Here is a 22,076-nt window from a genome sequence, read left to right on the forward strand (position 1 = left end):
AGCCGCTTCGCTGGCAACTATCAACGTGAAGTGGGTTGGGGTGTGAGGGCGCGGTCGCGTTGTCTGCGGCTGCCTCAGTCAGACGATGCGGCGGGTTTGGTGGCGCGGATGATCGCGCCGTGCATTCCTTCGGCCACCTGGTGGGTGAACGTCACTGAGGCATCGACGAATCCGGCCGCGGCCAGTCCGTCCAGATACTCCTGGCGGGACAGTGCCCCGGCGATGCAGCCGACGTAGGAGCCGCGTTCGGCGCGCTCGGCCGCGCTGAGGTGGTCTTCGGCGACGACGTCGGAGATCCCGATCCGCCCTCCTGGGACCAGGACGCGGAACATCTCGGCGAGCACGGCGGGTTTGTCGGCGGACAGGTTGATCACGCAGTTGGAGATCACCACGTCGACGGCGGCGTCGGGCAGCGGGATGTCCTCGATGGTGCCCTTGCGGAACTCGACGTTGGCGGCGCCGGCCTTGGCTTTGTTCTCCTCTGCGAGGGCCAGCATTTCATCGGTCATGTCGACTCCGTAGGCAAACCCGTTCGGACCCACCCGGCGGGCCGACAACAACACGTCGATGCCGCCGCCAGACCCGAGGTCGAGCACGCGTTCACCGGGGTGTAGGTCGGCGACCGCGGTCGGGTTGCCGCAGCCCAGGCTGGCTGCGAGTGCGTCGGCGGGAATAGCGGAGTGCTCGTCGGCGTCGTAGAGGCCGGCGCCGAAGATGGTGCCGATTTCGGCCGAATCGCTGGACCCGCAGCAGCTCGCCGCGGTCAGCACCTCGCTGTTGGTGGCGCCGCCGCCGATCGCGGTGGCGGCCGCACCGTAGCTGGCCCGGACCTGATCGCGCAGTTCGTTGTGGTCGGTGGTCATCCGACCCCACTCCTTTCATCGACAGCTATCTATGGGTGCAGTGTGCACGAAGCATCGATACCTGTCAATGCGTGTGTCATACTAGGGCCATGCCCGCCACGGTCACGTCCCCAACCGATCGCGATGACTCGGGCAGTCTTGCGGCGTGCTGCAGCCCGATCATTGACGGCGTGCTGGACGCGGTGGCCGCCGAGCGACTGGCTGGCGTGCTTAAGGCGCTGGCCGAGCCGACCCGGCTGCGGCTGGTGTCGCTGATTGCGGGCCATGAGGGCGCCCAGGCGTGTGTGTGCGACCTGACCACCCCGGTGGGGCTATCCCAGCCGACCGTATCGCACCACCTCAAAATCCTGGTCGAGGCCGGCCTGCTGGAACGCACTCAGCGCGGCAAATGGGCCTACTACCGGTTAGTGCCCGCCACCCTGGATGTGCTCGGCGGGGTGTTCGCCCGCGCCAGCCACCGGTGACACGCATCCACTTCGCGGCTGAATGTGCGCGGTTAGTCGACGGTTAGTCGGGGCTAAACAGGGCTAAACACGCTTTGTCTTGGCGACTTGCATGCTGGCGCTAACTTCAGTCGCCCTGCGGCCGTCGGGTGTCTTGTGTTGCCCCGAGAGGGGTTTGAGGCGCCCGGCGCGCATACCGTTGGCGATGACGACCACTTCGGCAAGTTCGTGGACCAACACGACGGTAGCCAGGCCGAGGGTTCCGAACACCGCCAGCGGCATCAGCACTGTGATGATTGTCAGCGATAGCCCGACGTTTTGCAGCATGATCTGCCGGGAGCGTCGGGCGTGGTCTAGTGCTTGGGGCAGGTGACGCAGGTCTTGGCCCATCAGGGCGACGTCGGCGGTTTCGATCGCGACGTCGGTTCCCATGGCACCCATTGCGATTCCGAGGTCGGCGGCGGCTAGGGCAGGTGCATCGTTGACGCCGTCGCCGACCATCGCGGTGGGCCGCTGGGCGCGCAGTTGTGCAATCAGGGCAGCCTTGTCTTCGGGGCGCAGTTCGGCATAAATGTGCTGGATTCCAGCTTGGGTGGCCAGCGCCGCAGCGGTGGCAGGGTTGTCGCCGGTGAGCATCGCGACCTGGTAGCCGCGGTCGCGCAGTCCGGTGATGACCCCGGTGGCTTCTGGACGTAATTCGTCGCGGACGGCGATGGCACCGAGCAGCTGTCCACCGCGTTCGACGAGAACCGCTGTGGCCCCGGCTTGTTGCATGTGCGTCACGTGATCGGCAAGGTTGGCGGGGTCGATCCAGCCAGGCCGTCCCAGTCGGATGGCTTGCCCCTCGAGGTGGCCGGTCAGCCCAGCCCCAGGAACGGCATGCACGTCACTCGCGGCGGCCACCGGCGCTTGGGCAGCGGCGAGCACGGCCGCGGCCAGGGGGTGTTCACTGCGGGCCTCGAGCGCGGCCGCCACCGCCAGCACCTCCTCGCGGGTGGCGGCACTGGTGGTGGCGACGTCGATGACGACCGGCCGGTTGGCGGTCAACGTTCCGGTTTTGTCCAGGGCGACGGTGCCGATGGCGCCCAGGGCCTCCAGCGCGGCGCCGCCCTTGATGAGTACGCCGAGTTTGGAAGCGGCGCCGATGCTCGCTACGACGGTGACGGGTACCGCGATGGCGAGCGCGCATGGGGAGGCTGCGACCAGCACCACCAGTGCGCGTTCGATCCAGACCACCGGGCTACCGAAGACGCTGCCGGCCCCGGCGATCAGCGCCCCGGTCATGATGATGCCGGGCACCAGCGGCCGCGCGATGCGGTCGGCCAGGCGTTGGCTGGCGCCTTTGCGGGCTTGTTCGGCTTCCACGATGTGCACGATTCGCGCCAGCGAGTTGTCCTCAACGGTGGCGGTGACCTGAACCTGCAGCACTCCGGACCCGTTGATCGACCCGGCGAACACCTCATCACCGATTCCGGCCTCTACCGGCACCGATTCGCCGGTGATCGCCGAGATGTCTAGGGCGGTGTGCCCGGCACGAATAATGCCGTCGGTGGCCAGGCGTTCCCCGGCTTTGACAATCATCTGATCGCCGACGCGCAGTTCGGTTGTGGCGATCTCGGTTTCGACACCGTCGCGCAGTACGGTGGCCTGGTCCGGCACCAGCGCCAGCAGGGCGCGCAGGCCGCGACGGGTGCGGGCCACCGCGTATTCCTCCAGGCCCTCGCTAACCGAGAACAAAAACGCCAGCATGGCGGCCTCACCGACCTGACCGAGTCCGACCGCGCCGAGCGCGGCGGTGGTCATCAACGTGCCGACACCGAGGCGGCCCTCGGCCAGTCGCTTAGCGGTTGAAGGCACAAACGTCGAAGCACCCACCGCGAGCGCCACGACTTTCAATCCCAGTGCCACCGGCCCGAATGGAGTCAGCCACGCCGTCACCAGTGAGGCGCCCAGCATCACCCCGGAGAACGCGGCTCGCCGCAGCTTGGCGACGCCCCACAGCCGCTGCGACCCGGGCTGGCCGGTGTCGTGGTCACAGCAGCCGCCGCTTCCTTCCCCTGACCGTTGGGAAACCATGTCAGCGTGCCCACCTGATCGCGTCCGCGAGCTCCAGTCGAGAATTCGCTGCACCAGACCGGGGTTGCGCCCATCGACCGAGTGCGGTGCCCGCGGGGGCACCGACTTCGCAGGGATGTGCTCGGCGTCGGCGATCGCCGACAAGATGGCCGCGGTGTCGCAGCGCTCGGGCGAATACCAGACCACCACGGACGCCGTGCGGGGGTAGGCGTGGACGGTATCCACACCGGCCACCTTGGCGACCGTGTCCTCGATCGCGACAGCTCGCATCGCGTCGAAGTGAAACCAGGGCGCATGCACACGTATCCGTCCGGCGCCCGCGGACACTACGCTCAGTGCGGGCCCGGTATCGGTGGACGCTCCAGTAGTCTGCACGATCAACCTTCCTCGTGGATACGGGCGAACCGATTTTCGCCACAATCGGCCGTGGACTTACCCCGCCGCCGAGAAACCGGCGACGGCTCGTCACTCAGCAGCAGTCGTCATCGTCGGTCTTGGCGCCAACCGGCGCAGCGGCATCCTCGCCGATGCGTTCGCGGGCCTCGGCGACCACGTCGGCGACTTTCAGCCGGGCCGACTCTGCTGCCACTTCTGCGCGTCGGGTTCCGCGCAGACCCCACTCGGTTGCGGTGACCGCGGCTCGGTGCACCGGAGCGGTTCCCACGGCCTTGCGCAGTATTTCGTAGGCGCTCACCCCGACCAGCCCGGTGAATACCGTCCCGGCCGCTCTAGCCATGAGTCCATGTGAAGCCACTGCTAACCCCTTCTGTTCGTTCATCTCACTGCGATTGAGCTACTGCGATCGTCGAGTTACCCGAGCAATCTCGGTCATCGACCAACGGGTAGCTCGGCTGCTGCCGACATGACGTGCTCGTCGGCACAGGGTTGGTCGGTATCCACCGCGAGAACAACCTGGACCAATTCGCCCAAGGCCCGGGCGAGGTGGCTGTCGGCCAGCGCATAGCGAACCTGCCGACCCTCATAGGTGGCGATGACCAGCCCACAGCCCCGCAAACACGACAGGTGATTGGACACATTCGACCGCGTCAACTCCAGGTGTGCAGCCAGCTGGCCCGGATAGCACACCCCGTCTAGTAGGGCCACCAGAATCCGGCACCGTGTCGGGTCCGCCAGCGCCCGGCCCAGCCGGGCCAGCGCCGATTCCCGCCTCTCACACGTCAGCATGTACCAAACAGTACAGTAGATGCTGATATAACAGCAAGGGCTGAATTGTGTGGTACCGGTTCGCAAGCCCGCCGTCAGCCATGACATCACTCAGCTGGCCCGTCCCTGGAACGCTTATCGGCTGGTCGTGGGGTCCGCGCGATTTGCGTTGTGTGCGCGGCGTACGGCGCTGAGCTGTTGATCGTGGATCCACTGCTCGATGGGTCGGGTGTGGTCACGGCGCTGGGGAAACCGGCGTCCGATGCTGACGTAGACCGCGTCGACTACGCGAGTTCGCGCGGGTGTTGCTGCCACGCTGTTCCAGATCCGGACGCGAGCATCGGCCAGGATGGCGGCCAAGGCGATCAGGTCGGGGTAGGCGGCGATATGCGTGTCAACGTCGTCGGGCGGCAACTCCGAGGGGCTTGTGCTGCGTGCCCACCAGCGGCGGATCCGCGCGGCATCCTTGACTGCGAACCGTGCGGTGCCGTTGTGACGGCGATGCAATCGGGCATGGTGCTGCGCGGCGGCCAGGACGAGGGGTGTGCAGTGCAGGTCGCGTTGATCTTCGAGGGTGTAGGTGCCCGGGCCGATCCATCGGCGGTGGCGGCGGCAGACGGTGGCGTAGTCGGGTAACCAGCAGTAGACAGGCTCGTAGACACCGCGGCGTGCCATGCAGAGCCGGCAGGCGGGCCGCGCGTGGCGGCGTTGGCGGGGTGGGGTCGCGGTCGCGGTTGGCCAGCCCGATGAGCCGGGCTTGAAGGGAGGCCACAGGCTGGCTGCTGACGGTTGCCAACCAGTCCGGCCGGGGACGGCAGATCGCAGGGCCGTCGGCCAGGTAGCGCCGCAGCTGCCGGGGTTCCAGGTGGTTAGCGTGCGCGAGGCGATCAAGATAGGACTGCACGGTTTCTGCGCGAAACGGTGTGACGGTTCGCGGTAACGGCGCCGTAGGCCCGATAGGCCACACCGGCCGGATCGACGCCTCAGCTCGCATGGCGTTGCGCCGATGTTTGGGCCGCGTAGTCGATGAGCACGGTGTCCATCAGATCTCGGGTGCCGCTCTCGGTTTCGTCGAGCATGCTGCGGATCGCCGCCGAGCGGATCAGGTGCGCCAGGCTTCCGATCATGCCGCCGGTGCGTTGATGCAGGTACTTGGCCTCGGCGACCAGCGTTCCGGCGTTGTGGCAGTGCAACCGCAGCGTGCCTTCCATCGCGGCCACCAACGACTTCCATTCCCCGGCATACGGGAACGGGCTGGTGTTGATCACCCCGCAACGCCCGGCCAACTGGCGCCCGCGGGTGCCAGTGAACACCCCGGAGAGCTCCACGTCGATGCCCGCGTAAACGAAGGTGGCAGGTAGGTGTTCGGTGAAGTACTTCAGGTGATCGGACAGTTCCTCGCCGGCGCGGGTATCGAGGTTGAGGTTGTGGATCTCGTCGACGATCACGATGTCGGTGCGGGCGTCGATGAGGACCTGGCAGACGGCGTCGGCGATGTCGGTGACATTCATCCGCGGTTGCATCGGCGGAAGGCCCAGAAATCGGGCGAACTCCATCGCGAGTTTGCGCGGCGAGCCTTTCGGCGGCGCGGTCACGTAGACGACCGGGATCCGGGACTTGTCGGCGAATCGTGTCCGGATCCGCAGTTCGTGAAACCGGCCGAGCTGTTTGACCGCGGTGGTCTTCCCGGTCGCGGCCGCCCCGGAAATGATCAGCCCGCGCCGGGCGCCGATCTCGCGTTGGTTGAGCAGGGTCAACAGCCGGCCTTCGTTGGTGATGCGCTGGATCGCCGACGTGGTGACCACAACCAGTTCACTGTGGTGCGCTACACGGGCTTCGTTGTAGCTGGTCCGCTCGGTCTCCGACAGGGCGCTCCACTGCGCATCGGGCAGCAGGGTGAACTCGGGCGGGTCTGCATCAACGAAACGGCGCCAACCCTCCAGCGTGGTGGTGGGTTGGCGCCGGTCCTCGAGTTGGCTCACCGGCGCAAACGTGTTCACAGCCGCCACGATTCAGCCTCCTTGCGTGCATCGAACACCGGAAGTGGAATGACCTGCGCGATCTCGATGTCCTCGCCGTCCTCCCCGCTGCCTGGTGGCTGGACCAAATAGTACAGTCAACGCTGATATAATGGCAGGAGTTGAATCACCCTCCGATGCTCACGAGCCCGGATTCTGGCCGCCTACGGCGGCGTCTTCGTTGCCGGTTCGCCGGCCTGGGGCCGTGCTCCTCGATGGGTTGCGGCCCGGCCACTGGGATGTGATTGGCGCCCTGTCTGCCTGGTCGGCGTTGCCGTGATCGTGTATGCGATGCGGCCACTAACTTTCGGCCGCAACCGCCCGTCGTAGCGCGGCAAATATCAACTCGCGGGTGGGCAGGTCCAACCGACAGAAATCCCCTGTCGGCGGCTGATCGGGACACATCACATCGGTCCCGTCGATCAGCACCGACGGTGACGGAAACGGGCCGACGCGCTCAACGATCGCCGTATCGATCCCGAGTACGGCCAGACAGTCGACCAGCAATTCATGGGCCGCTGCCGCATTTGGGCAGTCTGAGCTGCTCAGAATCTCAACACGCATTCCACGGCCCTCCAACATCCTCGGCAGCGGCACCTCACGTGAGTCACTTTCCGCGACCCGCTGACAGTTGTAGCCCGGGCTCGACACGCCGGGTAGCTCGGCCGTCGCGGGTACGTCGTGGCAGGCGCAGTCCGCGGCGGCGAGCTCGAGGCGGCTCGCCTTCGATCCCGCGGCCGCAAAGTGCGCCGAGACCTCTTCCAAAAAAGGCGATTTCCCTTTCCTGCCGGGCAACGGTCGCCTGCGGCCGCACCAATTCCGCGCGCTCCTGCACCGAACGCTGCTGTCCACGACCGGAATCAGTCCGTTGAGCGTCGACAGCCCCGCCGACACCGCCTGAACCGGACTCCGGGCCGAATGGTCGCAAACTGCCCAGAACACAACGGACCACGCGTTCCCAAATCGACGCGATCACGTTTCCACGGCTTCGCGCCTACCACTGTCTACCAGGAGCTCGAACTTTTTAGACACGTCCCCGGGGGCGGGGCCTAGCCATGTAGGCGCTGGAACCCATAGGGACAGCTCATGGTAGTCGGCGAGCTGGCGTTTGTAGGTATTGGGCTCGCGACTTTCGTGCCTCCGGAGGTCACTCGGTGGCCGTGGTTTTGCTCCGCTGGTAGTGCCGGCGCGCTTTCATGCGGTTGCCGCAGATGGCCATCGAGCACCACCGGGCAGTGTTGGGCTTGCTGCGATCGATCAGGAACAGCTGGCATTCGGAGTTGGCGCAGGGGCGCAGCCGGCCGGGACTGGAGATCCGTAGGCCGTCCCACGCGAGTATTACGCGCGCGACGGCTTCGGAGTTCTCGCGCGCGGACAAGGTCCAGGCGATGCCGTCGTCAGACATGACAGGGAATAGCGCAACGCCGTGGAGGAATGGCTGCAAGGTCTGCGGTGCCAGCTCGCCACGCACCACCGCCTGCAACGCGTCCCGGACCTCACGGAGTTCCTGAAGCTGCCCCCCGGTGAGCGCGATGCCGTGCGCGGTCAGCCAGGCCTGCGCGCTGGCCTGATCGTCGAACTCATCGTGTGGCACGCCATCGATGACCGGAGTGCTGTTGAGCAGGTCCAGGAGCAGGGCCTCATCGACGGGCCCAGCCGCAACAATTTCCACATAACCTCCAAAAAGCTATTGACAGGTTACACCATGAGTGCTTGACTCCTAACTATCAAAATCTATTTAAGGGGTTAGCAATGGTTTCTTCTACCGAGCACCGGTACGCCACGGTCGGCGGGCGACGCTTGTTCTACCGAGAGGCGGGAAGCGCCGGCGCGCCCGCGATCGTTCTGCTGCACGGCTTTCCGACAAGTTCGTACATGTTCCGGGATCTGATCGGCCGCCTGGCGGACGACTACCACGTGATCGCCCCGGACTACCTGGGCTTCGGCTATTCGGACATGCCGTTGATCACCGAATTCGACTACACCTTCGACAACCTCGCGGAACTCACCCAGGGGCTGTTGGATCACCTCGGGCTGGTGCGCTACGCGATCTACGTCCAGGACTACGGAGCGCCGATCGGCTGGCGGCTGGCGCTGAGCCGGCCAGAATCCATCAGCGCGATCATCACGCAGAACGGCAACGGCTACGACGAGGGCTTCGTCGAGGACTTCTGGAGGACCGTCTGGGCCTACCAGCATGAGCAGACCGCGGCGACCGAGGCGGCCATCCGCACAGCGCTGGATGTCGAGTCGATCAAATGGCAGTACCTGACCGGCGCACCGGATGAGTCCTTGGTCAGCCCGGACACCTGGACCTTGGATGCGGCGCTACTGGCCCGCCCGGGCAATGACGAGATCCAGCTCAAACTGTTCCGCGACTACGCCACCAACCCGCCGATGTATCCGGCATTGCACGACTACCTGCGCACCAGCGGAGTTCCAGTGCTGGCCGTTTGGGGACGAGACGACCCGATCTTCGGCCTGGAGGGGGCTCGGGCGTTCGCCAGGGACGCGCGCAACCCCGAAATTCATCTACTCGACGGCGGCCACTTCTTACTGGAGACCGCCGCCGACGAAGTCGCCGAGTTGATCAAAGGCTTCCTGCGCCGGAGGGGCAGCGACACCCCTAGTCGAAACAACTAACAATCCAACAACATTCACCAGGAGATGGCACAAATGACTACCACCAAGACGCCGGCTCTCCCCACTGCGCCCGCGGCGGTGCGAGAAGCCGCAGGCGGCCCGACCATGCGGGCCATCATTCTCGACGGGTTCGGCGACCTCGACGTCTTGACCTACACCGACATCCCCAAGCCGCTGCCGAAACAGGGTGAGGTCGTGATCAGGGTCAAGGGATTCGGCATCAATCACGCCGAAATGCACATGCGTCGCGGCGAGTGGGCCGAGGCCGCCGAAGTCAGTGGTATCGAATGCGTCGGCATCGTCGAGGCCTGCCCGGGAGGTGAATTCCCGGTTGGCGCCAAAGTCGCGGCGTTGATGGGCGGACTCGGCCGCACCATCAACGGCAGCTATGCCCAGTTCACTCGGGTGCGCGCGGAGAACGTCGCGCTGATAGAGGCGGAACTGCCGTGGGATCAGTTGGCCGCGCTGCCGGAAACCTACGCCACCGCATGGACCTGTCTGTTTCGCAACCTCGACCTGACGGCCGGGCAGACCGTCGTGATCCGCGGGGCGACATCGTCTTTCGGTCAGGCGGCGGTGAAGCTGGCCGTGGAGGCCGGTGCACGGGTGATCGCCACCACCCGCAACCGGAACCGGTTTGGCCTGCTGGCTTCCCTCGGGGTCGACCGCGCCGAGCTCGAGATCCCCGATCTGAGTGCACACATCGCCGAGGCCAAGCACATCGACGCCGTCCTCGACCTCGTGGGCAACAGCACCATCCTTGACTCCCTGAACATGCTGCGCCGGGGCGGCACGGCGTGTTTGGCCGGCTGGCTCGGAGGACTGGATCCGATCGCTGACTTCAACCCATTGCTGCAGATGGCCAGCGGAGTCAACCTGAGCTTCTTCGGAAGCTTCGTGTTTGGCACTCCCGGTTTTGCGCTAGCGGATGTCCCGCTGCAAGACATCGCCGACAAGGTGCGCGATGGACGCCTGCAAGCCGCGCCCTCCCGTGTCTTCTCCTTCGACCAGATCCGCGAAGCACACCGCGTCATGGAAGCCGGCGAAGCCGGAGGCAAAATGGTGGTATTGGTCGACTGACATCCAGGCAAGTAGAAGGATGCACCCATGAAGATCGCGGTTGCCGGCGGTACCGGCAAGACCGGACGCAAGGTGGTCGAGCATCTCCACAGCCAGGGCCACCACCCGGTGATCCTCGCCCGCGCGCACGGGGTCGACCTCCTGGAAAACACCGGAATCGACGCCGCGCTCGACGGTGTCGAAGCCATCATCGATGTCGTCGACTTCGCGACCATGAACGCCAAGAAGGCACAGGCCTCCTTCGGCGCAGCCACCGCCAATCTGCTGGCCGCCGCGCAGCGCCATGGAGTTCGCCACCACGTCGCACTCTCGATCATCGGTATCGACCGGGCGACCAGCGGCTACTACCAAGGCAAGCTGCGGCAAGAGGAGCTGGTGAAAGCCGGTGCCGTCCCATGGACGATTCTGCGGGCCGCCCAATTTCACGAATTCGCCGACCAAGTCCTGGCACAGGTACCCGGCCCGATCGCCCTGGTGCCGAAAATGAAATCGCAACCCATCGCGGTCAGCGAAGTCGCCGCTCACCTGTGCGGCCTGGCGACCGGCGAACCGCAGCAGATGGCACCCGAACTCGCCGGCCCCCGCGTGGAATCGGTCGTCGACATGGTTCGCCAGTTGGTCCGGCACCGTGGGCAGCACCGGCCGGTCATCGGACTGCGTATTCCCGGTGCGGCTGGGAAGGGCATGGCCAACGGCGCGCTGCTGCCGACCCAGCCGGGACCCCGCGGCCACCAAACCTATGCCGAGTGGCTGGCCGCGCTCACACCGGACAACAGGTAAGGAAAGCGGATGTCACAAACGCGCCCGCCGCGCCGTCTACCGAGCATGAACCTCATCGTGCATCGCATATGCCTGCTCCTGCTGACGATCGTGGGCCTCAGTCTCGGGGTGTGGGCATACTTCGCTCCGCTGAACTGGTACAGCACATTCCCCGGCATGGGCATGCGCTGGTTGCCGGTGCTCGGCCCGTACAACGAGCATTTCGTGAAAGACGTCGGCTCCTTGTTCTCCGGGCTCGCGGTGCTCAGCGCCCTGGCGCTGTACTACCTGCGCAACCGGCCCGTCGTCGTGATCACGGGGGTCAGCTGGTCGGTCTTCAATGTGCTGCACCTGATCTACCACGTCGGCATGCTGCACATGTACGGCCCGCGTGATGCGGTACTCAACGTCGTCAGCCTCAGCCTGCTGCTGGCGTTGTCGCTGATCCTGCTCATTCCCGCACGCAGCCCCGCCACCGAGGACCACGCATGACATATGACTACGACGTTGTGGTGATCGGTTCGGGATTCGGCGGCAGCGTAGCGGCGCTGCGGCTGACCGAGAAGGGTTATCGCGTCGGGGTATTGGACATGGGGCGCCGCTGGGCGCCCACCGATTTCCCGCCCAACAACTGGCACGTGCGCAAGGCGATGTGGGCACCGAAACTGGGCTGCTTCGGCCCGCAACGGCTGACCGTGCTGGGCAAGACGTTCATCGCCAGTGCCGTCGGGGTCGGCGGCGGATCGTTGATCTACGGCAACACCCTCTACGAGCCGTTGGAACGGTTCTTTCATGACCCGCAGTGGGCGCACATCACCGACTGGAAATCCGAGCTGGCGCCGTACTACGAACAGGCTCGCCGGATGCTCGGGGTGACGCCCACCCCGCACACCACTCCGGCCGATGAGGTGTTGCTGGCGGTGGCGCGCGATCTGGGGGTCGAGGACACCTACCACCCCACCAACGTCGGAGTCTTCTTCGGCGACGAGCCCGGCAAGACCGTTCCGGATCCGTTCTTCGGCGGGGCAGGCCCTGACCGCGCCGGCTGTATCGGCTGCGCGCAGTGCTTCACCGGTTGCCCGCACAACGCGAAGAACACCACCGAGACCAACTACCTGTATCTGGCCGAACATGCCGGCGCCCAGATCCATCCGATGACGATGGTCACCGACGTGCGCCCCGACGGCGATGGCGGCTATGTGGTCAGCACGGTGCGCACCGGCCGGTGGGTGCGCAAGCTCAAGCGGGACTTCACCGCCGGCCAGGTGGTGTTCGCGGCTGCCTCGCTGGGCACCCAGCGGCTGCTGCACCAGCTGCGCGACACCGGATCATTGCCGCATCTCTCGCCGCGGCTGGGTGAGCTGACCCGCACCAATTCCGAAGAGGTGCCGGTGGTGTTCACACCCGATCGTGACGACTTCGCCCAAGGCGTGGCGATCACCTCGTCGATCCACCCGGAGGCCAACACCCATGTCGAGGTCTGCCGCTACGGCAAGGGCTCCAACCTGCTGTCGATGATGGGCACCCATCTGATCGACGGCGGACCGTGGCGATTTGCCCGGCTGATGCTGACCATCGCACGCCACCCAGCGATGATGCTGCACAGCATGTTCCCCCGCAACGCCTCGTCGCACTCGATCATCGTGCTGGTGATGCAGTCCCTGGACAACTCGCTGACCACCTACCGCAAGCGTGGCCTGTTCGGCACCCGCATGACCGCGAAACAAGGTGTGGGCGAACCCAATCCGGACTGGATCCCGACCGCTCACGACGTGGCGCGCCGGATGGCCGAAAAGGTCGGCGGAATGGCGGGTGGCACCTACCTCGATGCGCTCAATATCCCGTTGACGGCGCACTTCATCGGCGGCTGTCCGATCGGCGAATCCGCGGATACCGGGGTCATCGACCCCTATCAGCGCGCCTTCGGGCATCCCGGCGTCCACGTAGTCGATGGGTCGGCGATCACCGCTAACTTGGGCGTGAACCCGTCGTTCACCATCACCGCGCAAGCCGAACGGGCGATGGCGTTGTGGCCCAACAACGGTGAGCCGGATCCCCGCCCGCCGCTGGGACAGCCGTATCGGCGCATCGCGGCGGTGGCGCCGCACCACCCGACCGTTCCAGACGGTTCCCCCGGTGCGCTGCGGCTGCCGCTGTCACCGGCCTGAGGGCCAAGGCCCAGCCGAATGCCGGCCCTGCTGTGGTATCGCCGTGATCTGCGGGTAGACGATCTGCCGGCCCTGTCAGCGGCGGTTGCCGACGGCCCCGAGGTGCTGTGTTGTTTTGTTCTGGACCCGCGGCTGGAGGCCTCGTCGGGGCAGCGCCGGCTGCAGTTCCTCGGTGACTGTCTGCGCCATCTCCGCGACGACCTCGGCGGCCGGCTGCTGATCACTCGCGGGCTCCCACAGCAGCGGATCCCGCAGCTGGCGGCGGCGATCTCGGCGACGGCCGTGCATGTATCGGAAGATTTCGCACCGTTCGGGCGCCGCCGTGACGAGCAGGTCCAAGCCGCCCTCGGCGAGATCCCTTTGGTGGCCACCGGTTCTCCCTACCTAGTCTCACCGGGCCGCGTTGTGAAAGACGACGGCAGCCCCTATCGGGTCTTCACACCATTCTTTCGGCGGTGGCGCGAACACGGCTGGCGCCGTCCCGCACTGTCGCGGCCCGAACCGCCGCACTGGATCGACTCCACAGAACTGTCCAGCAAGACCGCGCAACCGGTGGAGATCCCCGACCTCGGGCACGCCGATCTGCCGGCCGGGGAGGTGGCCGCGCGTGACCATTGGAAAGCGTTTGTGGCCAACGGGTTAGACCGCTACCACCAGGACCGCGACTTACTCGGCCGCGACGGGGCAAGCCGGATGTCGGCCTACCTGAAATTCGGCAACATCCACCCGCGCTCCATGGCCGCCGATCTCGACCCGCACAGTCCGGGAGCGACAGCGTATCTGCGGCAGTTGGCTTTCCGGGACTTCTACGCCGCGGTACTGCGCCACTGGCCACGCAGTGCCTGGCAAAACTGGAACAACGAGTTCGACTCGATCCAGACCGATTCCGATGCGCAGGCCCAACGGCTCTTCGAGCGCTGGAAGGCCGGGACAACCGGCTTTCCCCTTGTCGACGCGGGCATGCGCGAACTGCTCGCCACCGGATTCATGCACAACCGCGCGCGCATGATCGTGGCCTCGTTCTTGGTCAAAGACCTGCACCTGCCCTGGCAATGGGGTGCCCGTTGGTTCTTGGATCAGTTGATCGACGGCGATCTGGCCAACAACCAACACGGCTGGCAGTGGTGCGCGGGGACCGGCACCGATGCATCGCCGTACTTCCGGGTATTCAACCCGACGCTGCAGGGCCGAAAATTCGATCCCGACGGGGCCTACGTGCGTCGCTGGGTTCCGGAGTTGGCCGATGTCACCGATGCCCATCTGGTCCGGCAAGCGCGCCCACCGGATTACCCCGAGCCGATCGTCGACCACGGCCGCGAGCGAGCCGAGGCGCTGCGCCGGTATCAGCGGATCAGCACGTAGCGCTACCGGCACGCCCCAACAGATGCCGAAGCAGCGGCTCGAGTTCGGGGGCACGGAACCGGTGCCCGGCCTCGCCTAGGCGCGCCGGCAGCACGCGCTGGCTCGCGCAGGCAAGCTCACGCGCGCCCTGGGCGCCGAGCAGCAGGCGCGGCCCCAGGCCCGGCACGGGAAGAATGGTGGGCCGGCGCAACACGCGTCCCAGGGCCTTGGTGTAGTCGCTGTTTCGTACCGGCTGCGGAGCAACGGCGTTCACCGGTCCGGAAAGTCCGGTGTCCCACAGGGCCCGGTGATAGACGTCGATCAAGTCGTCGATCCCGATCCAGGACAGCCACTGCCGGCCGCTGCCCAACCGGCCGCCCAGACCCGCGGCGAACAGCGGCCGCATCAGCCGCAGCGTCCCGCCGCGCGGCGACTGCACAATGCCGGTGCGAACACGAACAACGCGCGCCCCGGACTGCTCGGCCGGCGCCAGGGCGTCCTCCCAGTCGGCGACGACCTCGGCCAGATAGCCGTCGCCTCGTTGGCTGTCTTCGGTGAGAACATCGTCGCCACGGTCGTAGCCGTAATAGCCGACTGCCGAGGCGCAGATCAACGCGGTAGGCCCAGTCTCGGCGACCAGCTCGGCGAGCTTGCGCGTCGGGCCGATTCGGCTGTCGCGGATCACCCGGCGATGTTCGGCGGTGAAGCGTCCCGCGATCGACGCGCCGGCCAGATGAACCACCGCATCGACGCCGGCCAACAGATCACGAGCCGGATCGTCGGGATTCCACTGCCGGTCGTCGGGATTGCCCGCGGTGCGCCGCACCAGCCGGATCACCCGATGGCCCCCGGTGCTCAAAAACGCCGTCAGCGCCGAACCCACCAGCCCGGACGCGCCGCTGACCGCCACGGTAAGGGGCTGTAGGCCATGGGCTTTGGCGCGCTGGTGTGCTGCGAGGTCATCGGCGAGCTGGCGATGCCGATAGACGAACATCGGCCGTAGCAGCGCTCCGGGAACCGTGGTGTCCACCCGGTCGGTCATCAGCGTCCGGCCGTCGCCGAGCTCGTCGAACTCGTGGATGTGCTGCCACTTCATCACCAACCTCGCCGGTAGCGATGCCAGGCCGCGGCTGCCGAGTTCGTCGGCAAACTGCCGGGGCGGGTCATAGCCGCTCGCCTGGTGTTCGGCCACCCAGCGCAGCCCGCCGGGCAGGGCAAGCTCGGCGGTTCCGTCGCGCAGGGACTCGGCTTCGCGTCGCAAGCGCATCGCCTGCCACGGCGGACTCAAGCGGGTGAAGGCTCCTGGTCTGGCGTGCCAGGCGAACACCTCGTCACGCGGTGCCTCGATCTCGCTGGAATAGACCAGACCCATGTCCCGACGCTACCTGGATCGAGCAGTCCGCCGCTGCTGCTAGCCGTACTGCTTACGCAGCTGCGGCTTGACCACCTTGCCGCTGGCGTTTCGCGGTAGGGCCTCCACCAGCACCAGCTCCTTCGGGTGCTTGTAGCGGGCCAGGCGTTCGTTGAGGAACGGTTCGAGGTCCTCCAACGTCAGCGGTACCTCACCGGCTGCTACGGCGACGATGGCCACCGGGACCTCGCCCCACTTGTCGTGGGCACGCCCGATCACGGCGGCCTCCTGGATGAGTGGGTGCTCGAACAGGACGTTCTCCACCTCGGCGCAGTAGATGTTCTCGCCGCCGGAGATGATCATGTCCTTCTTGCGGTCGACGACGTAGACGAAACCCTCGTCGTCGACGCGGACCAGATCACCGGAGTGGAACCAGTCGCCGGCGAACGCCTCAGCGGTCGCTTCGGGTTTGTTCCAGTAGCCCTGCATCATGGTCGGCCCGCGGTAGACGATCTCGCCGATCTCACCGGGCGCCACGTCGTTCATGTTCTCGTCGACGACCCGTGCCGAGATGGTCGGGATCACCTTGCCCACCGAGCCGAGTTTGCGGATCGCGTCGGTGCCCTGGAGCACGCAGGTGATCGGTGACATCTCGGTCTGGCCGAACACCGCGACGTTGAGCGCGTCCGGGAATGTCTCCGCCATGGCCCGCAGCACGGTGTCGGACGCCGGCGCCGCCCCCCAGCTGATCACCTCGAGGGCCAGGTCTCGTTGCCGCACAGTCGGATCGGCACAGATGACCTGCCACTGCGCCGGCACCAGGAACACCGAGGTGGCGCGCTCGCTCTCCCAGGCGTCGAGGGTGTCGGTGGCGTTGAACGCACCGAGCGGGTGAATCACCGTCTTGGTGCCCAGCATCAGGTTGGGTGCAATGCTGCCCAGGCCGGCGATGTGGAACATCGGTGCGGCGCAGAAGTACACGCTGTCTGGGCTGATCTGCAGGGCCTGGATGCAGGTCAGCGACTGGGCCAACAGGTTCGAGTGGGACAGGATGGCGCCCTTGGGACTTCCGGTTGTTCCCGAGGTGTACATGATCAGCGCCGGGGTGTCTTCGGGGACATCGGCGCCGGGGTGCGGGTCGCCGGGCTCGGCGATCAGCGATTCGTAGTCATCGCCGAGAACCACGGCCACATCGAGGCCGGGGGTGTTCTTGCGGACGGCCTCGATCAGCGGTGCGAGCAGTTGATCGGTGATGACCGCCTTGGCGCCACTGTCGGAGACGATGTAGCTGATCTCAGGGTCGGTGAGCCGGAAGTTGACCGGTACGGCGATGGCGCCCAGGGCGTTGATCGCCAAGGTCGCCTCGATGTATTCGGTGTGGTTGAGCATCACGATCAGCACGCGATCACCGAAGGAGATGCCGCGCCGGAACAGTGCCCCGGCCAGGCGCTCGGAGCGATCGTGTAGCTGTTGCCAGGTGGTGTCGTTACCCCGACAGCGGAAGGCAACGGCGTCGGGACGCATCTCGGCGTGGTTCGCCACCTGATTCATCCAGTGGTTGCGGCGAGACCGCAGCGGCTGAGCAATCATTCGCCGAACACCGCCTTCCGCTTCTGCAGCATCGCGGCGGCGCCTTCGAAGAAGTCGGGGGAGCCCAGCAGCTCCACCTGGCCGGCCTTCTCGCGAGCCAGCGCAGCGTCCAGCGATGCGAGGTTGGTGGCGTTGAGCGCGCGTTTGGTCAATTCGATGGCGCGACGCGGTCCGTGGGCCAGCTTCTCGGCGGCCTCGTTGACCCGGGCGTCCAACTCCGCCTCGCCGAGCACCGCGTTGATCAGGCCGGCGTCGCGGGCGGCAGTCGCCGACAGGCGCTCACCAAGCAGTGCCATCTCGTTGGCAACGGCCCGCCCGGCGGCGGCCGCGACCAGGGCGGTGGTGCCGCCGTCGGGCATCAGGCCGATGTTGGTGAATGACAGCAGGAAGTAGGCGCTCTCGGCGGCGTAGATCAGATCCGCGGCCAGCGCCAGACCTACCCCGACACCGGCGGCCGGCCCGTTGATCCGCGCGATCACCGGCACCGGAGTCTCGGCGACCGAGGTGACCAACCGGGACGCGCAGTCCATCACTTCCTCGGGACTGACGCCGCCGGCCGTGGCCGACAGGTCGGCGCCGGTGCAGAAAGCTTTGCCTTCGCCGGTGATGACGATGGCCCGCACACCGGGGTCGTCGGCGGCGCCGGCGATGACGTCACCGAGGCCCGCCATGGTGGCGTAGTCGATCGCGTTGAGCCGGGCGGGGTTGGTGATCGTCACCCGCAGCACCCGACCGTCGCGGGTCGCGGTGAGTTTGGCGGTGTTCTCGGACACGGTCAGACCTGCCCTTCGATGAACCGGGATTGCAACACGTCACTTCCTCCGTGGATGAAAACGTAAATTGTGGTTAACGTATGGGCGGCGGGTCCAACAGTCAACACGGGGGGTGAGAATGGCTGCGTCCATGGCTGCGGGATCGCCGACTGCGGTGCAGCGCCGCCCCAAGGACCGCAAGGCGCAGATCGTCCGCGCCGCAGCCCGCGCGTTCAGCGAACACGGCTACCACGCGGTCGGCGTCGACGAGATCGCCGCCGAGGTCGGTATCTCCGGCCCTGCGCTGTATCGGCACTTCGCCAACAAATACGCGCTACTGGTCGCGACTGCCCAGTACACGGCGGGGGTCCTGGTGACCGCAGCCCGATCCGCCGACGATCTGAGCCGGCCGGCGGCGGAGCGGTTGCGCGCGATCACCGCCGCGCTGATCGAGACCACGATCGGGACCCGACGCGAGGGCGCGTTCTACCGGTGGGAACGGCGCTACCTGCAGCCCCCGGACCGCAAGGACATTCGCGCCGGCTACGACGCGCTGAACGCCACGATCGCCGAACCACTGGCGGTGCTGCGCCCGGAACTCCCCGAGGCCGACACCGCGATCCTGGCCGCTGCGGCCCTGAGCGTCATCGGCAGCATCTCCGCGCACCGAACACGTTTGCCTGCCGCTGCGCTTGCGGACCTGCTCGGCGAGCTTTGCTGGGCGGTGCTCACCCTCGAGCTGCCGCCGGCGCCGTCGGGCCCCGCGCCGCGCCGGCCGGACCGGGGCCTGCCCAGCACGTCCAAGCGGGAACGGTTGCTCGCCGAGGCCATCCGCATGTTCGGCCAGCGCGGCTTCTACGAAGTCAGCATCGAAGAGATCGCCACCGCCGCCGGACTGAACGGCTCCAGCGCCTACCGCTACTACCCGAGTAAGGCCGCCTTGCTGGCCGTCGCCTTCCATCGGGCCAACGGCCGGGTGCTGATGGCCATCACCGATTCCCTGGCCGAATCGACCAGTCCGCAGCAGGCGGCTCTGCGCATCGCCGAGCGCTATACCGCACTGGCATTCGCCGCGCCCGAGCTGATCAACATCTATTTCGCCGAGTTCGCCAACCTGCCCGAGCCCGATCAGGTCGAACTGCGCGGTCTGCAGCGGCAGAACGTCGACGAATGGGCGCATCTGGTGAGGCAGGTCGGCGCAGGTGACACCGAAGCGGTGTTCCGTGTCCATGCCGCGCTTGCTCTAGTCGTCGATATAGGACGCATGGTTAACTTCGATGATCGAGACGAACAGCGGTCCCGGATCCATGCCTTGATGGCGGCGGTGCTTTTCGGCAGCGGCATCCGGTGATCCCGCGCGACTGCGCTGGCTACGATCGAACGATGACTGCCACACCATCGGGACAGCGAAGTGCCGCTACCGCTGCGCGAGGGCTGGCCGGGCTGCTGCTGGGTGCCGGGGCAGGGCATTTCGTGTTCCCCCAACCGTTCGACGCGATCGTTCCGCCGGAGCTGCCGGGCAGCGCCCGGATGTACACGTACGCCTCAGGAGTCGCCGAGCTGGTCATCGGTGCCCTGCTGTTGTCGCCGCGCACCCGCCGCAAAGCCGGGCTGGCCGCGGCCGCGCTGTTGGTTGCGGTGTACCCGGCGAATATCCATTCGGTCCGGTTGTTCTGGGGCAAGCCCTGGTTGAGAGCGGGGGCGATCGCCCGCCTGCCGCTGCAGATTCCGATGATCATCGCGGCACTGCGGGTGTGGCGCGCCGGTTAGTCCGATCTGCGCCGGTGGATTCAGGAGGCATGGGTGGCCTACATCAAGGCGACCGAGCGCGAGGGGCAGATCGTCGCGGCCGCGATGCGCGTGCTCAGTGAAGTCGGCGTAGCCGGCACCACGTTGCGCGGGGTGGCCGCTGAAGCCGGGATCCCGTTGGGCACGTTGCACTATGTCTTTCCCTCCAAGGACCAGCTGCTGCGGGCGGTGATCGCCGCGGTCATGGACGACGTCGTGGACGCGGTGCGCACCGATCTGCAGCTCGACCGGGGAGTGGCCCACGCGCTTCGCCAAGGCGTGACGAACTTCTGGAGCACGCTGGTCGAAAGCGACACCGGGCTGCAGATCATGCAGTACGAGCTGGCCATGTACTCGGTGCGCAGTGAAGGCTCGGGTGGTCTGGCCCAGCTGCAATATGAGCGCTACACCGCGCTCGTCACCGACTTCTGTGACCAGGCCGCGCAAACGGCGGGGGAGCGCTGCGCCGTTGATTTCGACAGCCTCGGGCGGCTCGCCCTCGCCCTGGTGGACGGCCTGATCGTGCAGTACGTGACCAACCCGGACCCCGAGCGGGCGAGGCGCGATCTGGACCACGCCGTCGACATGGTCGTGCAGTTCGCTGATCCGCAGCCCATTGGCACACGCCCGCACCACGCCGGCTGATTCCTTCGACCGCTGTCTGACTGGCAGCCCGAATCCTTGACTCGGTCGGTTGACCGACTTAGATTGTGAGGCGTGACGACAGGCGGCGCGGCGGTGTCCACGACGGTGGTCGTGGTGGGTGCGGGGATGTCCGGCTTAACGGCTGCCCGCGATCTGCACCGTGCCGGTGTCGACGTGCTCGTTGTCGAGGCCGCGGACCGGCTTGGCGGACGGGCCATGACCGAGACAAGCGCCTTGGGCTCGCGAGTGGACCTCGGCGGTCAGTGGATCGGCCATGACCACCACCGAATCAAGGCGCTGGCTTCCGAGTTGGGCGCCACGGAGTTCGCGATGCACACCCGGCCATTGCCCGTCATGGTCGACGGATCGCGCCGGCTGCGCGCCGCGGGTCCGTCGATGCTGGCGGCCGGGCTCGTTCTCGTCGCCGTCGAAGTGTGGTCCCGTATCGCTAAGACGCAACGGTGGAACGCCACGACGGTCGAGGCCTGGCTGCGCGGAGTGCCGGGACGTGCTCGTCGGCTGCTCGAAGTGCTGGCATACATCTCATGGACCGCTGACCTTGACCGCTTCTCCGTTCATGCGATGGCGCAGTGCATTCGCCACCAGGGCGGACTGCGGACCATGTTGGCGACGGCCGGCGGCGCGCAGGAGTCCTTGATCGCCGAGGGGATCGGCACGCTGATCGAGGGCCTTGCCGCCGAACTCGGTTCGCGAGTGCTCCCCGGCCACCGGGTCACGGCGATCGTGCGTAATGGCGAGGGTGTCACCATCCGCACAACCGCGGGTGAGATCCGTGCCGCGAAAGTCATTGTGACGGTTCCGCCGCCGCTTGCCGGACGGATCACCTACGACCCGCCACTCCCGCCTAACCCTGCCGCATTGGCGTCCGAAACCTATATGGGTTCGGTGTACAAGGGTGTGGCGGTCTATCCGCGCCCGTTCTGGAGAGACCGGGCAGGCGGTGAGTTCCTGGTCTTGGACAGGCCAGGCAGGGCGGTGTTCGACACCGGCGCGCCTGGTGGTCCGGGACACCTGTGCGTCCTTGTGGGGGGACCAGAGGCGCGCGAGCTCGATCGACTTGATGCCGTCGAGCGGCGCAATGCCGTGCTCGGTGCGCTGGCCCGCTACGTCGGACCCGACGTGCTCGAACCGGCCAGCTGGCATGAAAAGTCCTGGCACCTCGATGAATACGTCGGCGGCGGTTACCTCGCTCTGGCCCTGCCCGGGACCAGCGCCGGAATCCCGCCGATCGGATGCACCCCGACCGGCGACATTCATTGGGCGGGTTCCGAGACGGCGCGCGACCACGCGGGTTACCTCGAGGGCGCCATCGAATCGGGCACCCGGGTGGCGCGTGAAGTGATCGAGTCGCTATCGGGTTCCCAGTGACGTTCT

The 22,076-nt window shown here is 66.7% G+C and carries 23 protein-coding genes; 12 read left to right on the plus strand and 11 right to left on the minus strand.

What is annotated here, in order from left to right; all coding sequences use genetic code 11:
- Positions 1 to 74: 74 nt before the first annotated feature.
- Positions 75 to 863: an arsenite methyltransferase gene (gene arsM / locus MJO54_RS04700; RefSeq protein ID WP_046285503.1), complete on the minus strand. Its 789-nt coding sequence runs from the start codon at positions 861 to 863 to the stop codon at positions 75 to 77.
- Between the two features lie 89 nt (positions 864 to 952).
- On the opposite strand from arsM, the gene MJO54_RS04705 reads away from it, so the two are divergent.
- Complete coding sequence (locus MJO54_RS04705) at positions 953 to 1,327, plus strand: ArsR/SmtB family transcription factor (RefSeq protein ID WP_046285502.1); 375 nt, start codon at positions 953 to 955, stop codon at positions 1,325 to 1,327.
- A gap of 63 nt (positions 1,328 to 1,390) precedes the next feature.
- On the opposite strand, the gene MJO54_RS04710 is transcribed toward MJO54_RS04705, so the two are convergent.
- The 5 genes from MJO54_RS04710 to MJO54_RS04730 all read right to left on the minus strand — a co-directional run bounded on the left by MJO54_RS04710 (position 1,391) and on the right by MJO54_RS04730 (position 6,555).
- On the minus strand, positions 1,391 to 3,760 hold the full coding sequence (locus MJO54_RS04710; protein WP_046285513.1) for a heavy metal translocating P-type ATPase: 2,370 nt from the start codon (positions 3,758 to 3,760) through the stop codon (positions 1,391 to 1,393).
- A 91-nt stretch (positions 3,761 to 3,851) separates the two neighbouring features.
- A complete protein-coding gene (locus MJO54_RS04715; RefSeq protein WP_276062076.1) occupies positions 3,852 to 4,160 on the minus strand; it encodes a DUF1490 family protein in 309 nt (102 codons plus the stop codon).
- A gap of 50 nt (positions 4,161 to 4,210) precedes the next feature.
- Entirely contained in the window at positions 4,211 to 4,567 is a 357-nt protein-coding gene (cmtR, locus tag MJO54_RS04720) for a Cd(II)/Pb(II)-sensing metalloregulatory transcriptional regulator CmtR (RefSeq protein ID WP_046285501.1), read from the minus strand.
- Between the two features lie 114 nt (positions 4,568 to 4,681).
- Positions 4,682 to 5,221, minus strand: coding sequence for a hypothetical protein (locus tag MJO54_RS04725; RefSeq protein WP_240175723.1), 540 nt, complete (start codon positions 5,219 to 5,221; stop codon positions 4,682 to 4,684).
- A gap of 308 nt (positions 5,222 to 5,529) precedes the next feature.
- A complete protein-coding gene (locus MJO54_RS04730; RefSeq protein WP_046285499.1) occupies positions 5,530 to 6,555 on the minus strand; it encodes a TniB family NTP-binding protein in 1,026 nt (341 codons plus the stop codon).
- A gap of 162 nt (positions 6,556 to 6,717) precedes the next feature.
- On the opposite strand from MJO54_RS04730, the gene MJO54_RS04735 reads away from it, so the two are divergent.
- Positions 6,718 to 6,894, plus strand: coding sequence for a YnfA family protein (locus MJO54_RS04735; RefSeq protein WP_350223014.1), 177 nt, complete (start codon positions 6,718 to 6,720; stop codon positions 6,892 to 6,894).
- On the opposite strand, the gene MJO54_RS23740 is transcribed toward MJO54_RS04735, so the two are convergent.
- Both MJO54_RS23740 and MJO54_RS04745 read right to left on the minus strand, forming a co-directional pair.
- Complete coding sequence (locus tag MJO54_RS23740) at positions 6,865 to 7,458, minus strand: hypothetical protein (protein WP_306341111.1); 594 nt, start codon at positions 7,456 to 7,458, stop codon at positions 6,865 to 6,867. The two genes, MJO54_RS04735 and MJO54_RS23740, sit on opposite strands and share 30 nt — an antisense overlap.
- A gap of 253 nt (positions 7,459 to 7,711) precedes the next feature.
- Complete coding sequence (locus MJO54_RS04745; RefSeq protein ID WP_046285498.1) at positions 7,712 to 8,236, minus strand: CGNR zinc finger domain-containing protein; 525 nt, start codon at positions 8,234 to 8,236, stop codon at positions 7,712 to 7,714.
- An 80-nt stretch (positions 8,237 to 8,316) separates the two neighbouring features.
- Here MJO54_RS04745 and MJO54_RS04750 point away from each other — a divergent pair, with 80 nt between their 5' ends.
- From MJO54_RS04750 to MJO54_RS04775, 6 genes are read left to right on the plus strand one after another with little or no spacing between them, the layout of a single operon-like run.
- Positions 8,317 to 9,207, plus strand: a complete 891-nt coding sequence (locus tag MJO54_RS04750; protein WP_046285497.1) for an alpha/beta fold hydrolase — start codon at positions 8,317 to 8,319, stop codon at positions 9,205 to 9,207.
- 33 nt (positions 9,208 to 9,240) lie between these two features.
- Positions 9,241 to 10,287: a zinc-binding alcohol dehydrogenase family protein gene (locus MJO54_RS04755; protein WP_046285510.1), complete on the plus strand. Its 1,047-nt coding sequence runs from the start codon at positions 9,241 to 9,243 to the stop codon at positions 10,285 to 10,287.
- Positions 10,288 to 10,314: 27 nt separating this feature from the next.
- On the plus strand, positions 10,315 to 11,067 hold the full coding sequence (locus tag MJO54_RS04760) for an SDR family oxidoreductase (protein WP_046285496.1): 753 nt from the start codon (positions 10,315 to 10,317) through the stop codon (positions 11,065 to 11,067).
- 9 nt (positions 11,068 to 11,076) lie between these two features.
- The gene (locus MJO54_RS04765; RefSeq protein ID WP_233428641.1) at positions 11,077 to 11,538 is read left to right on the plus strand and encodes a hypothetical protein; all 462 of its coding nucleotides are present in this window, start codon (positions 11,077 to 11,079) and stop codon (positions 11,536 to 11,538) included.
- Positions 11,535 to 13,214 carry a GMC oxidoreductase gene (locus MJO54_RS04770; protein WP_046285494.1) on the plus strand — a complete coding sequence of 560 codons (1,680 nt, stop codon included), beginning with the start codon at positions 11,535 to 11,537 and terminating at the stop codon, positions 13,212 to 13,214. Before MJO54_RS04765 ends, MJO54_RS04770 begins: the two co-directional genes overlap by 4 nt.
- Positions 13,215 to 13,232: 18 nt before the next feature.
- Positions 13,233 to 14,576 carry a cryptochrome/photolyase family protein gene (locus MJO54_RS04775; protein WP_240175724.1) on the plus strand — a complete coding sequence of 448 codons (1,344 nt, stop codon included), beginning with the start codon at positions 13,233 to 13,235 and terminating at the stop codon, positions 14,574 to 14,576.
- Here the strand turns inward: MJO54_RS04775 and MJO54_RS04780 are convergent.
- The 3 genes from MJO54_RS04780 to MJO54_RS04790 are packed head-to-tail and all read right to left on the minus strand — an operon-like array spanning position 14,566 to position 18,269.
- On the minus strand, positions 14,566 to 15,927 hold the full coding sequence (locus MJO54_RS04780) for a TIGR01777 family oxidoreductase (protein ID WP_046285803.1): 1,362 nt from the start codon (positions 15,925 to 15,927) through the stop codon (positions 14,566 to 14,568). The two genes, MJO54_RS04775 and MJO54_RS04780, sit on opposite strands and share 11 nt — an antisense overlap.
- 39 nt (positions 15,928 to 15,966) lie before the next feature.
- Complete coding sequence (gene fadD5, locus MJO54_RS04785; protein ID WP_064887798.1) at positions 15,967 to 17,496, minus strand: fatty-acid--CoA ligase FadD5; 1,530 nt, start codon at positions 17,494 to 17,496, stop codon at positions 15,967 to 15,969.
- Positions 17,493 to 18,269: an enoyl-CoA hydratase gene (locus tag MJO54_RS04790; protein WP_046285801.1), complete on the minus strand. Its 777-nt coding sequence runs from the start codon at positions 18,267 to 18,269 to the stop codon at positions 17,493 to 17,495. The genes fadD5 and MJO54_RS04790 overlap by 4 nt, the downstream gene beginning before the upstream one ends.
- 118 nt (positions 18,270 to 18,387) lie before the next feature.
- On the opposite strand from MJO54_RS04790, the gene MJO54_RS04795 reads away from it, so the two are divergent.
- From MJO54_RS04795 to MJO54_RS04810, 4 genes are all read left to right on the plus strand, one after another.
- Positions 18,388 to 19,599, plus strand: a complete 1,212-nt coding sequence (locus MJO54_RS04795) for a TetR/AcrR family transcriptional regulator (protein WP_046285800.1) — start codon at positions 18,388 to 18,390, stop codon at positions 19,597 to 19,599.
- 32 nt (positions 19,600 to 19,631) lie between these two features.
- Positions 19,632 to 20,018 (plus strand): DoxX family protein, encoded by a 387-nt coding sequence (locus tag MJO54_RS04800; protein ID WP_046285809.1) that lies wholly within the window; start codon positions 19,632 to 19,634, stop codon positions 20,016 to 20,018.
- Between the two features lie 33 nt (positions 20,019 to 20,051).
- Positions 20,052 to 20,681, plus strand: a complete 630-nt coding sequence (locus MJO54_RS04805; RefSeq protein ID WP_046285799.1) for a TetR/AcrR family transcriptional regulator — start codon at positions 20,052 to 20,054, stop codon at positions 20,679 to 20,681.
- 72 nt (positions 20,682 to 20,753) lie between these two features.
- A complete protein-coding gene (locus MJO54_RS04810) occupies positions 20,754 to 22,070 on the plus strand; it encodes a flavin monoamine oxidase family protein (protein WP_259602796.1) in 1,317 nt (438 codons plus the stop codon).
- The last annotated feature ends 6 nt before the right edge of the window (positions 22,071 to 22,076 follow it).

Origin of the sequence: Mycolicibacter virginiensis (assembly GCF_022374935.2) — a bacterium.
Lineage (GTDB): Bacteria > Actinomycetota > Actinomycetes > Mycobacteriales > Mycobacteriaceae > Mycobacterium > Mycobacterium virginiense.